The sequence below is a fragment of the Verrucomicrobiota bacterium genome (genome assembly GCA_034440155.1).
GTDB lineage: Bacteria > Verrucomicrobiota > Verrucomicrobiia > JAWXBN01 > JAWXBN01 > JAWXBN01.
The window spans coordinates 1-12,994 of record JAWXBN010000015.1 but is presented as its reverse complement, the minus strand read 5'-3'; the positions used below and the strand labels follow the sequence as shown (position 1 = coordinate 12,994).

Sequence of the window (12,994 nt, the reverse complement as noted above, 5' to 3'; positions counted from 1 at the left end):
GACTTAAAATTAGCAAAAGCGGAACGCTTTTCAATGGTTGCGGTGAACTTTTATGGCAGAAGATTTAAAATGATTCCTTTTATCGGCAAAATAGTCTTTCAGACTCTCCGCCACAAAACCGGTTATCCGTTCAAAATGGGCAATATCATCCTTATCCACGTGTTTAGACATGTAAATCTCCCCGATCACGGCGGCATTAATTTTAATGGCCTTCACACAAGTATAAATCTGGCCTTTATTAATCAATTCCTCTTCAAGAGCGTGGGGGACTAATTCATCCCACCGATAATTTTCACTCATCTCGGGATCGAACGAGTGGAACTCAAATTTCTCCACCTCCAAACGGGCCAAGACAATCTCAAAATGTTTCCACGGATCGAATGAGGAACCCGCCACGATAGATTTTTGCCGCCAGAACATCATCTGTTCCTGAGCTGCTTTCGATTCACGTCGCCGGCCGAGGCTGCGGATGATCTGGGCACCGAGACTAGCATAACTTTTGATATAACCGAGCTGCCGGACGAGTACGAGGATACTCAGGAGGGAAATCCCGATAAATAGGGGAAGTAAACGTCCCTGAGTCCAAAAGACTAGCATAGCCGAAAAACTCAAAAGGCCGCAGGCTGAATACAGGATTAAAATCACGCGCCTCGTCGAAAAACCTATATCTACCAAACGGTGGTGGATGTGTTCACGGTCACCAAAGAAAAGGGGCAACCCGCGCATTCCCCTCCGGATAATCGCAAGTGCCGTATCTAATACCGGGAGGCCTAAGGCGAGGAACGGGGCAATCAGGGCCAAGGCCACCTCGCCTTTTCGGGAATTCACCAAGGCGATCGAACCAATCAAGAATCCCAGGAAATAAGCACCCCCATCCCCGAGAAAAATCCGGGCTGGCGGAAAATTATAAAACAGGAATCCCCCAAGCACTCCGACCATTCCGAAACAAATCAATGTCAAGGGCTCGGTATTCGAAGCCAATATCCCGAGGGTGATCATCAAGAAAATACAGACGCCGGCGGCCAACCCGTCAATCCCGTCAATGAGGTTGATAATATTCACTGTCGAAACAAGCCAAATAATCGTCAGCGGCAAACTCAAAAAGCCAATCGAATGCCCGAAAAGCATCTCGATGCGTATCCCCAATAAAAAGGCCACGACAGACACCAAAATCTGCAAAACCAATTTCACCTTTGCACCCAGCGGTCGAATATCATCCCAAAACCCGACTACAAACATGAGGGATGAAGACAACGCCAGACTCAGCACCTCGATATCCAAATGGTTATTCCTCAAATAACTCATGCCCAAAAGAATCACGAGAAAACTCATGAATATAGCCAATCCTCCCACCCTCGGCACTGGTTTGCGATGGGTTTTCCTGCCCCGATCCGGGCGATCTACCAAACGCCTGCGTATAGCCCAAATCCTGACAAAAGGCACTAAAAGCAGTGTTATGCCGAAGGCAAAGAATGTTAATGCGATAACTTTAATCAAAATATTATAAAATTAAACTAAATTTAACTATTTTAGCCCATCATTCAAGTATAATACTGTCAGAGTTATTTCAGATTTAACCTGATATATGGGTAAACCCGACTCATTCATTTTATGGCCTATTCAAACTTTCAAATAACGCTCCATTTTGATTCTTCCGCCGCAAATTGTCCTTAATATTGCAAAGCTGTTTCGGGTAGTGAAACGATCAAAATCCGGAGTGCCCCCCCCTATTCATGACTCGGTAATCTTCCAGCGGAGAATCATGATTGGTCATGAAAACCAGGCATTCTCGGAGGGAACATGACTGATAATGACTTTACCCGCCCCTGGATCGGCTTGGATCCATTCTTGATTCCCCAGATACATAAGCATGTGTATGCCGTCCTGTGTCACGGCGAGATCACCGGGTTTTCTCGATGTGTAATCCACCATATTAAGATTCTTATCTTCACCGATGAATGTGGTTTTATCTCCTGTGATATGGCCCATTCTCCGCGCCGACTGGTCATTCCACCAGAGATCAATCCCCTCACGGATCAATGAGGGATTCAGCATAATGACTCCCCTCTTAAGGCAGGCAAGGATGAGGGATTTCCGGGGAAGCCCGAAGCAGTCGATACCTGTATCATTTTCCCCGCCCCAATAATAAGGCCGTCCCACATACATCCGGGCAAAGGAACAAGTATCTGCAGCAAGTTGCTCCCCTTGGGGCCTACGCCCGGGCAGTATGAGGAGTGCAGCAATAAACAACACTCCACCAAAAAGCGAATAACGGAACCGCTATTCTCCCACCACGATAGAACAACAGCACTCCGCCGCTGATTCAAACAAAGAATAAAGATTTAAGAACAGCCCGAGCTATTGATTGCCGGGGTAATTTTCCCGAGATTGAAAAAATTTGCAGCACCTATGCATTACTGGGTCGTGGCGGCTGGAGAGGGAGCCGGTGTAGGGACAGACTGGGATGCGGGTGGCGCAGACGGGGAAAATTTTGGGTTAAACTTTTTCATTTCCGTCTGATATTGCTGAGCGATGTAACGGAGCCTTTCCTTTTCTTTACGTTCAATCACGGCAAGGGCTACGGCATCAGCCATGGTTTTTTCCATTTCCTCCATTTGGGCCTTCAGCTGCTCGGCTTCTCTTTTGGAATTAGCTGCAATGGCGGCTGATGTCTTTGCGATCTTGATCTCCACGTCCTTACGTGCCAGTAAATCAGCACTCTCAGCCTTGATTTTTTCTTCGATTATCCGGGCTTTTTCCTCGCTGGCTTTTGTAGCTGCCTCCGCCTCAGTTGTTTTCTTTTTTTCTTCACTGACAAGTGTCGTGGCTGATTTTTTGGCCTTATCGATTTCCTTTTGTAAATCAGCTACAGCCTCCTCATGTTTTGAGGATAACATGAAAAAGACTCCTCCGGCTCCTAGGCCTAACCCGACTAAAAGAGCAATGACCGGTAAAAGAATTTTATTGAGTCCTCCCGAGGATTTTAATTTGGCCCAAGGTTTAGCCACATTCGTCATTTCAGGATTTGCTTCAGTGATATTTACAGCGGATGCATCCTGTGAAGGAGTAATCGGAGGCACTCCGAGTGAGGGGGGAGTCGGAGGTAGTGGGGCATTCTGCGGCGAGGATCCAAGAGGTGCTGGGGCCGCGACCTGAGGTTTTGACGCCTCATGTTTTTGAACAAGTTTTAAGGAGGTTTTGAGTTTATCAGTTTCTTCAGACATGGTTTATCTCCCTTTATCCATTTTGTTTGTTTAAAAATCCCGCCCCGCGTAATGGGCGGAATCTGGTACATTCAACCTTAAATCTTGAGTAGTTCAGCTTCTTTTTTCTCCAGCTGGCCGTCAATGTGTTTTACATATTTGTCGGTGTATTCTTGGATTTCTTTTTCAGCGGTTTTTAAGTTGTCCTCTGTGATCTTTCCGTCTTTTTGGAGTTTTTTGAGGTCTTCAATCCCGCTGCGGCGCACGGCACGGACAGCTACGCGCCCGTCTTCCGCCATTTTTCGGACGACTTTCACCATTTCCGTGCGGCGTTCCTGTGAAAGCTCGGGGATCGGAATGCGGATGATTTTTCCGTCAATATTTGCTGACAATCCGATATTGGCTTTTTGGATCGCCATGGCGATGGCTTTAAGAATACTCGAGTCCCACGGTTGGATCAGGATCATGCGGGGTTCTGGTGTGGATATACTCGCCACCTCGCGCAATTTGCTCAGTACGCCTTCATAAGCTTCCACATGGAGATTCTCCACGAGGCCGGGGTTTGCTTTGCCTGTGCGGATCGAGGACATTTCGTGCTCCACGCTATCCATACATTTCTGCATTTTATCGTCGGTTTCTAATAGTACATCATCAAGAGTTATCATAGTCGCCTTTTTGTAAAAAAAATCACATCCCCACCCACAAGGCCATCGAATAAGCCCGGCGGAACTGTTTATTATTCAATCACTTTGTGTTTTCGGAGGAATGGCTCCAGCTCGGCGGCCCCGAAATCAGAGAGGATGTCTTCCCCCCATGTCATAGTGGGGGCTTTACTCTGACCGCTAATGCGGATCATCTCCACAAACGCTTTCTGGTCTGAGATCACGTCGATACGGTTGTATTGAATTCCATGGTTATCGAGGAAATCAATCGCTTCTTCGCACCAAGGGCAACCGGGCTTTACATAAAGATCAGGAATAATAGTACTCATACGATTAAATATTAGCAAAAAACGAACTACTGACGACTAAAGAAACAAAAAATTTACTTCGTCTTATCCCCGGTCAACTGGAGGATTTCCCGGGACCTTTCCAATGAGTCATCAAAAGTAGCCTGAAAATTTTCTTTCCCAATAACATTAATAAACCCTGCTTTCTGCAAAAGCTTGAGGGGTTGAAGGTGGATGCCACTGATGATCACAGTGCCCCCTGCATTTTTCAGGCGTTCCACGACGCTCTCCAGTGCGTTTAATGCCGTGGCATCCATTGCTGTCACCAGGTGTAATCTTAAAATCAGTATTTTGGGTAATTCACCCATTCCCTCCATGGCATCTTCCATTTTTTCCGCTGCCCCAAAAAGAAACGGCCCGAAAATCCGGTAAACTAAGACCCCTTTCGGGATGTCCTTACCTTGCGCCATTTGCGAGGGGCTCTCGAGCATATCCTCACCGGTCACGAGGGAAACCTCGGTTGTCTCTGAAATGCGCCGGATAAAAAGCATGGCGGCCAGGACCATGCCGATTTCCACTGCGACGACCAGATCGAAAATCACGGTCAAAAAGAATGTCGTCAGTAACACCGCAGCATCACTCCGCGGCATCTTCCCGAGACGCTTGATCTCATGCCATTCCCCCATCCTTAGGGATACTGCCACCAACACCGCAGCCATAGCCGCCATCGGGATATAAACTGCGTAACGGGCAAAAAGAATAACAATCAGTAAAAGGGTAATCGAATGAATCAAACCCGAAACAGGGGTTTTCCCCCCATTATTAATATTAGCCGACGTCCGGGCAATGGCACCGGTGGCGGGCAGCCCTCCGAAAAACGGGCAAACAATATTGGCAATGCCTTGGGCGATGAGTTCTGTATTACTGTCATGCCGGTCATTCGTCATGCCATCGGCCACAACAGCGGACAAAAGGGACTCTATGGCACCCAGTAAAGCCAGAGCTGTAGCCGGACCAATCAAACTCCGGATCAAGGCCAAATCAAAATGAGGTAGATGAAACTCCGGTAATCCGGAAGGAATCGCGTTTGTCCCAAATTTCGCCCCTACCGTCAGGATCCCGGACGAGTCTCCCCACCCAAAAGCCGCGACAACGACCGTTACCAAGAACATCGCAACAATCGAACCGGGTAAACGTTTCCAGCCAAATTTCGGCCACATTAAAATGAGTCCCAGGCAAACGATGGATGCACCCAAGGTCGCCAGATTGACCATCCCTATATTTTCATAAAACCATCGGAGCTTTTCAATAAATTCTCGGGGGGGTGGGGTCTTTCCTGTGATCCCGAAGAAGTCTGCAAGTTGTGTCGCCATAATCGACACAGCAATACCGGTCGTAAATCCACTCGTCACCGGCCACGGGATAAATTTAATGAGTGTTCCCATCCGAGTAATCCCCATAATGACAAGGATCGTTCCCGCCATCAAAGTCGCTACCACAAGGCCGGAGTACCCATGTTTTTCGACAATCAGCAGGACCACAGGAATAAATGCCGCGGTAGGTCCCCCGATCTGGACACGGGTGCCACCGAGCAATGAGATCAGGAACCCAGCAAAAATCGCGGTAAATAGCCCGATGGCAGGCGCAGGATAATTTGTGGCGACTCCTGCGGGGATACTGGCAATTCCTAAGGCCATCGCCAAAGGCAAGGCAATCAGCCCGACCGTAATGCCGCCCATGAGATCACTCGTAAAATCCCTCCCCTTATACCCCTGCTTAAAAACATCAATGATTCTGGGCTGGAAAAAGGGACGTTTCTTTTTCTTCTGGGAGTTCATGTCAAAATACTTCTTCCTGTCATGATCAAATCTTCCCCTCCGGTATATGACGATTAGCCACTATAGCAACTCAAATCAGGGGGCTTCCCTCCGATAAACCGGTAGAAGTCTGTCCTGTTTTATTATTTATATAAAAACATCAATCCCCGATTATACGCCGTGTTTTTACGTCTAAATATGTCATTAGAAAAAATTATTTGGACTTGCGGGCGCGGGATTTGAACTTAAAAAATTACCCATGGTTGATCTTCATTTTGAAAAAGTCGCTAAGGAACTCTCACTAAAACCCATTCAGGTTAAAGCCGTTTCCCTTCTGATTGAAGGGGGGGCCACGGTGCCATTCATCGCCCGTTACCGTAAGGAAATCACCGGCTCCCTCGATGAAGTGCAAATCGCGAAAATCCGTGACCGTCTCACTGAGCTAGTCGACCTAGACTCCCGTCGTGAATCAATCCTCAAATCCCTGACCGAACGCAATTTGCTCCACGACACCTTGAAAAAAGGAATCGAAGCCGCCCAAAACCTCAATGAACTTGAAGATCTTTACCAGCCCTATAAACCCAAAAAACGCACCCGCGCACAAATCGCCAAGGAAAAGGATCTCGAACCCCTAGCCGATCTTATTTTTGATTCACAAGAAACGGTGGATCCGGTCACGGAAGCCCGGAAATATATCAACCCTGAAAAAGAAGTGAAAACCGAGGAAGACGCCCTCGTCGGGGCGCGGGATATCATTGCCGAAAAAATCAGCGACGACAAAACTGCGCGCGAGAAAATCCGCGCCCTTTTCCTCCAGCACGCCGAGATCAAATCCCGGGTGGTGCCGGGCAAGGAAGAGGAAGGGTCCAAATTCAAGGATTACTTTGAATGGGTCGAGCCGATCCGTTCGATCCCCTCGCACCGTTTGCTGGCGATCCGCCGCGGGGAAGCCGAAGGATTCCTTTATTACCGTATCCAGCCAGCCGAAGACCAGGCGATCAATATCCTCGAAGACCTTTTCTGCAAAGGCAAATCTGCCGGCGCCCTCCAAGTCAAGGCGGCCATTAGTGATTGTTATAAACGGTTATTAAGCCTGTCGATGGAAACAGAAGCCCGGCTCGATGGGAAAAAAAGGGCTGATCAAGAGGGCATCCGCGTTTTTGCCGAGAACCTGCGTGAATTGCTTTTAGCCTCTCCCCTCGGTCAAAAGTGTATTCTCGCCCTCGACCCAGGCTTCCGCACTGGTTGCAAGCTCACGATCCTCGATGCCCAAGGCAAATTGCTCCACAATGATGTTATTTATCCAGCCATGGGGAAAATGGAGGTCGAAGAATCCGCTGTTAAAATCCGCGGCTTTTGCCAACATTTTAAAATCGAGGCCATCGCCATCGGTAACGGCACTGCCAGTCGTGAAACAGAGACTTTTGTCAAAGGACTCAAACTCGCCCCCTCTATTACTGTGGTCATGGTCAATGAAAGTGGTGCCTCCATTTACTCCGCCTCGGACGTCGCCCGTGAGGAATTCCCCGACCACGACATTACCGTCCGTGGCTCGGTGTCCATCGGCCGCCGCCTACAAGACCCGCTGGCGGAACTCGTCAAGCTCGACCCAAAATCAATCGGGGTCGGCCAATACCAGCATGATGTCGAGCAGACACTCCTGAAACGCGGGCTCGATGATGTCGTCATTTCCTGTGTGAATAATGTCGGGGTCGAGGTGAATAGCGCGAGTAAACAACTCCTGAGTTATGTCTCCGGTCTCAACGCACAAATCGCCCTAAATATCATTAATCACCGGAATGAAACCGGTCCCTTCAAATCCCGGGCCGACCTGCAAAAGGTCCCGCGCCTCGGGCCAAAGGCATTTGAGCAGGCCGCAGGATTCATGCGCATCCGCGGGGCTACAAACCCCCTGGACTCAAGTGCAGTCCACCCCGAAAGTTACCATGTCGTCGAAAAAATGGCTACGGATCTGGGATGCTCCGTCACGGACCTTATGTCGAAGGAGGAACTCCGCAAAAAAATCGATCTCCACAAGTATGTCGATGATAAGGTAGGGCTCCCCACGCTCAAGGATATCATGAATGAGCTGGCCAAACCCGGACGCGACCCGCGCCAGCAATTTGAAGCTTTTAGTTTCGCCGAGGGCGTTAATGAAATGAGCGACCTAAAGACCGGTATGAAACTGCCGGGCATCATCACCAATGTCACCGCTTTTGGTGCCTTTGTAGATATCGGTGTCCACCAGGACGGCCTCGTCCACGTCAGCCAGCTCTCAGATCAATTTGTCCAAAATGCTGCCGATGTCGTCAAAGTGGCCCAACGCGTCGAAGTCACCATCACAGAAATCGACCTCGCACGTAAACGTATCGCCCTATCCATGAAGAAAAATCCTGTTATCGGTGAGAACCGTGCCGGTGGCGGGGGACCAAAACCTAAAACTGACAGTGCACAGCGTAACCCAAGTCGCGGCAGCTCCTCCTCCGGTTTCGGCAGCGCCTTTGGGGATGCTTTTTCCAAGCTGAAATGAGGTTCATCAACCTCCCCCCTAGATTTAGGAATCCGACGCGGGGAATTTTGCTTCGAGCTGTTTTAATTTCGCTTCCAACTCAAGGACTTTTTTGCGGAGGACGGGTAACCTCTTCATGGAGGCTTCCATTTGGTAAAAATCTTTCATTTCGCGGGCGTGGAACTGGCTGGACCAGATTCGTTTGGGGGGGACATCCTTACTGACCCCTGATTGCGCGGCCACAATGGCGCCGTCTCCTATTTCGATATGGCCGATAATGCCGACTTGCCCTGCGATAATCACATTTTCACCGATCACCGTGCTGCCAGAGATCCCGACTTGGGCGACGATAATTGTATTCTTCTTTACCACGACATTGTGCCCGATCTGCACGAGGTTATCGATTTTGACTCCCGACTGTATCCACGTGCGTCCAAAGCGGGCGCGGTCGATTGTCGTATTAGCACCGATCTCGACATGATCATCGATCTGGACTATCCCCGTCTGGGGAACCTTACTATTAGCACTCTGTAAATCAAATCCGAAACCATCAGAACCAACCACGACACCACTGTGGATCACCGCATGATTGCCGACCTTACAACGTTCTCGGATAGAGACATTTGAGTAGATTAGACAATTTTCACCGATCTGGGTAAATGCCCCTACATAACAATTTGCACCAATGACCGTATGGTCGCCGATGACAGAATATTCGCCAATGACGGCATTTGGCTGGATACACGCTGAAGGACTCACCTTGGCAGTAGGATGGATGACAGCCGACGGGTGGATCCCTTGGTCATACACAATGGCCATGGGGGCAAAAAGGCCTGCGACAATGGAAAAGGCCTGGGAAGGGTTTTGTGTTTTAATGAATGCCTGGCCGGGGCGGGGTAATCCGTTGTAATCTTCTGGGAGGATAATAATCCCTGCCGTACTTTGGGCCACTTGTGGTAAATACTTTTTATTTCCCAAAAAAGACACTTCAGTCTCGGTGGCCGCCTTCAGGCTGTTGACCCCATTAATACAAGGGTACCCGTAAGTCCCCACGATTTGTCCGGGGACCAGTCCTGTCAGTTTTTCCAAGGATACTTCCACTCGGATTTCCCGTGACAAAATTATGGTTTCTTTGCAGGTGCGGGAGTAGCACTTGCTGGCGGTTTATTGGCATTCAATGTCTTCGAAATATCATCGCTGATATCCATGGAAGTCATGGAATAAAGGACAGTAGGCGCGCCATTTGCCGTTGATCCGCTGATTTCAAAAACCATTGTGTATCCTTCTTTTTTAGACTTATCATTGACGACCTTGCGGATGTCATCAACGATGCCTGTGCGCATCCGATCGGATGCATCGGCGAGCTGGCGGCGGCGTGTGGCGTCAAACTCTTGGAGCTCCCTCATGCGTTGCTCATATTCGGCACCCTTCATGACAAAAGCTTTTTTCTTTTCTTCCTGGACCTTTTCGGCGGTGGCTTGGTTTTTTGCTTCGTTACGCAGGACATTCATTTCATCCATGATTTTTTTGAGGCCATCCACATACACCTTACGCTCGTTATTATAACTCTCGGCTTGTTCCTTTAGGCGTTTTTCAGCATCAGCCTTTTTATAATAACCCTCAAAGATTTTATTCATGTCGACCGTGGCGAACTTTGCATTCTGGGCCTGTGCAAAATGCGCAGTACCCACTAATAAGACCATAAGGATAAGCTTCTTAATCATAAATTTCATTATTCCAGAAGGTTAACTACTTTTAGAATTGATATCCAACATTAAATTGGAATTTACCATGGGATTTATTATACTGGTTCGACTGGAGCGGATAACCGTAATCAAGACGGATCGGACCGATAGGTAAATTTAAACGTAACCCGATACCCGCATCGGAGTTATAATCATCCGGTGAAAAGTCCCACGCCCCGGAATTTACAAATCCTCCGTCGTAGAATACTGCACCGCGGACACGTTCAATAATCGGGAATGTATATTCTGTGGTGAAATTTGCAAAGCTCAAACCACCAACGGCATTACCTTGGGAGTCATATGGACTGACCGCACGGTAGGCGAAACCACGCATATTATTTGCACCACCCAAGTAGAAGCGGTCAAAGATCGGCACTTGTGTCCCAGCCCCCCAGAAATTCCCAGCACCGGCGCCACCGTTGAGCACGATGATATTATCCTTGAAGATTTCAAAGTATTGTGAGCTTTCCACGGTCATTTTGTAAATCTGTACATTCCCGCCCAAAGGACCACCGGCTAACTCGGTAAAAGCCTCAGTCCGGTTCCCTTTACGCGTCAGGAACACATTGTCGCGCGAATCATAAACAGCATTTGCATTGATCGAACTCTTTGTGTAATTGCCTGCTTGGCTCAAGTAGAAAGGATCCGTGGTTTGGAGGTTATAAATATTGATATTCTCCAAACGATATCCAACACCCGTCCGCCAGAATTGGCCCCAAGGTTTTTCCAAGCGTGTGGCAAAACCGTATGTGCTTTGGTTGTACAAGGTACTGTAATAACTGGCCGTGCGGTACCAAGCATCCACACTTAAGGAAAGCATCTTGTCCAAGAACCAAGGCTCGACAAAGGCCAAGGTATAATCGGAACGTTGAGCACCGTACTGAACGCGTAAACGGGCTTTTTGTCCGCCACCGGTGAATTTCGGCCAGTTAGCGATATCAAAGTTACCTTGTGTCAACTCGGCAAACCCGAGGATTGAGTCGATGGAGCTGAAACCGGCACCGAAAGTGAATGAACCTGTTTTTTGCTCGTCGACCTTCATGACGAGGTTTTTGCGGGTGGGGACACTGGTTTCCTCAGGATAAGTTTCCACCTTGGAGAAATAACCTAAGTTCTGGAGGCGGGCTTTACTGGCATCCACACTCACGGAGTTATAAACATCACCAGGTTTAACAGCAAGCTCGCGGCGGATGACTTTATCCTTGGTGACTGTATTTCCCTCGATTTTGACTTTTTGGACAAAAGATTGCGGACCTTCTTTAATTTTATAAACCACATCCATCATACCTGTCTGGATATTGGCCTGCACTTCGGGCAGGATACGGGTATCAATATACCCGTCTATGCCATAGAGGTCTTGGATGGACTTGATATTCTCTTCATTGCCTTTTGGTGAAAATGTCGCTCCCGCTGGCATGGTGATCTTGGCCATGACCTTGTCAGTGGTATAAAGTTCATTTCCTTCCACCGTGATGGAATTCACCTTGTATTTGATTCCTTCAAAAACAACCAATGTCACATTCATTTCGCGGTCATTGAGGTACTCGTATTGGATGTCTTTAATCTCGAAATCAATAAAGCCCTGATTCATGACGTAGGTTTTTAGCTTGTCCAAGTCAGCTTCAAATTGCTCCTTCTTGAGTTTGCCCGTACCCATGATCCACGAGAGCCAATCTTCTTTTTTGGTCTTCATTTCCTTGCGGAGGGTTTTTGCATCGAGCTGTTTAAGGCCGTCAAAATTAATTTGTTTGATGACGTATTTACCGCCTTCATCGATGTTATAGGTCACTGTGGAACGCCCAAATTGTTCATTCGTATCGATCTTGTAGGTCACAGCGACATTTGGAAAACCCTTTTTCTCGTAAAGCTCGGTGATTTTCTGGGCATCATCGGAGATTTGTTTTTCGTCAATCACACTACCCGGTTTAGTTTTAATTTCTTTACGGATGGCTTTTTCTTTCAGGGATTTAAAACCTTGGACAACGACTTCTTTCACGGTGGGTTTGCCCTGGACGATGACGACGACTTTCACGCCGTCCATGAGGGGTTCGTCATAAATACGGAGGTTTGTGAAGAAACCTGTAGCATAAAGGTTACGGATATCTTCTTCAATGGCTGTCTGGCTGAAACCTTGCCCGACAGTGGTCCTCATATTGGAGAGAATCACATTCTTCGTGACAGTCTGGGGGCCAGCGTATTGGACTTCGATTTCACGGACGATCGGTCCGGAATTCGCGCCATCAGGTTGTGAGGTCGATGTCTGGTTTTGTGCCCAGAGAGGCACAACAACAAGCATCGCGAAAATGGTTAATAAAATCTTCTTCATCTTTTGATTGGTTTGGTAATGGCGACTTTCTACTAATTGCAAAGTAAGAAGTCAAACGTTAATTATTGGGATTGAGCAATTTCCTCTTACTCCTATCCCAGATTTCATCCAGCCTTTTTTTTAATTCTTTGTCAGCAATTTGCGCGCCGAGATATTTGGCATATTGATTTAGCAAGGAAATCAATCCCTTTAAATCGCGTAAATCCACGTATTCAGCCCTTATTTTCCCACTTTTTGACATATTATGATAATTCCCTAATGGCAAACACATAGCCCCTGTCTGATAATGATAAATCCTATAAGCTGTCCCTTCACAACTCCCCCCATACATCAGTCGTCTTTGAAACAGAAATTTTTTATTTTTTTTCACAAGTCCCTCTGCACAAGTAATTAATCCGGCGGTTATCTCCGGATCACAAATACTGCTCCGGTCGCCCACCCTGCC

General features: G+C 47.9%; 11 protein-coding genes. 1 reads left to right on the top strand and 10 read right to left on the bottom strand.

Annotated elements, in window-relative coordinates; genetic code table 11:
• Window positions 1–30: 30 nt before the first annotated feature.
• From SGI98_01460 to SGI98_01435, 6 genes are all read right to left on the bottom strand, one after another.
• Entirely contained in the window at window positions 31–1,497 is a 1,467-nt protein-coding gene (locus SGI98_01460; GenBank protein MDZ4742069.1) for an MraY family glycosyltransferase, read from the bottom strand.
• A gap of 273 nt (window positions 1,498–1,770) precedes the next feature.
• Window positions 1,771–2,250: an NlpC/P60 family protein gene (locus SGI98_01455; GenBank protein ID MDZ4742068.1), complete on the bottom strand. Its 480-nt coding sequence runs from the start codon at window positions 2,248–2,250 to the stop codon at window positions 1,771–1,773.
• Window positions 2,251–2,414: 164 nt separating this feature from the next.
• Entirely contained in the window at window positions 2,415–3,224 is an 810-nt protein-coding gene (locus tag SGI98_01450; protein MDZ4742067.1) for a hypothetical protein, read from the bottom strand.
• Window positions 3,225–3,301: 77 nt separating this feature from the next.
• Window positions 3,302–3,868, bottom strand: coding sequence for a ribosome recycling factor (frr, locus tag SGI98_01445; protein MDZ4742066.1), 567 nt, complete (start codon window positions 3,866–3,868; stop codon window positions 3,302–3,304).
• 71 nt (window positions 3,869–3,939) lie between these two features.
• Window positions 3,940–4,194: a glutaredoxin family protein gene (locus SGI98_01440; GenBank protein ID MDZ4742065.1), complete on the bottom strand. Its 255-nt coding sequence runs from the start codon at window positions 4,192–4,194 to the stop codon at window positions 3,940–3,942.
• A 53-nt stretch (window positions 4,195–4,247) separates the two neighbouring features.
• On the bottom strand, window positions 4,248–5,990 hold the full coding sequence (locus SGI98_01435; GenBank protein MDZ4742064.1) for a SulP family inorganic anion transporter: 1,743 nt from the start codon (window positions 5,988–5,990) through the stop codon (window positions 4,248–4,250).
• Window positions 5,991–6,228: 238 nt separating this feature from the next.
• Between SGI98_01435 and SGI98_01430 the strand changes: the two genes are divergently transcribed.
• On the top strand, window positions 6,229–8,499 hold the full coding sequence (locus SGI98_01430; GenBank protein MDZ4742063.1) for a Tex family protein: 2,271 nt from the start codon (window positions 6,229–6,231) through the stop codon (window positions 8,497–8,499).
• Window positions 8,500–8,523: 24 nt separating this feature from the next.
• Here the strand turns inward: SGI98_01430 and lpxD are convergent, their stop codons facing one another.
• The 4 genes from lpxD to SGI98_01410 form a co-directional block, all read right to left on the bottom strand.
• Window positions 8,524–9,597: a UDP-3-O-(3-hydroxymyristoyl)glucosamine N-acyltransferase gene (gene lpxD / locus SGI98_01425; GenBank protein ID MDZ4742062.1), complete on the bottom strand. Its 1,074-nt coding sequence runs from the start codon at window positions 9,595–9,597 to the stop codon at window positions 8,524–8,526.
• Window positions 9,598–9,599: 2 nt separating this feature from the next.
• On the bottom strand, window positions 9,600–10,202 hold the full coding sequence (locus SGI98_01420) for an OmpH family outer membrane protein (protein ID MDZ4742061.1): 603 nt from the start codon (window positions 10,200–10,202) through the stop codon (window positions 9,600–9,602).
• A 31-nt stretch (window positions 10,203–10,233) separates the two neighbouring features.
• Window positions 10,234–12,549 carry an outer membrane protein assembly factor BamA gene (gene bamA / locus SGI98_01415; GenBank protein ID MDZ4742060.1) on the bottom strand — a complete coding sequence of 772 codons (2,316 nt, stop codon included), beginning with the start codon at window positions 12,547–12,549 and terminating at the stop codon, window positions 10,234–10,236.
• Between the two features lie 58 nt (window positions 12,550–12,607).
• Window positions 12,608–12,994, bottom strand: a 387-nt coding sequence (locus tag SGI98_01410; GenBank protein ID MDZ4742059.1) for a hypothetical protein, incomplete at its 5' end; no start/stop codon positions are given.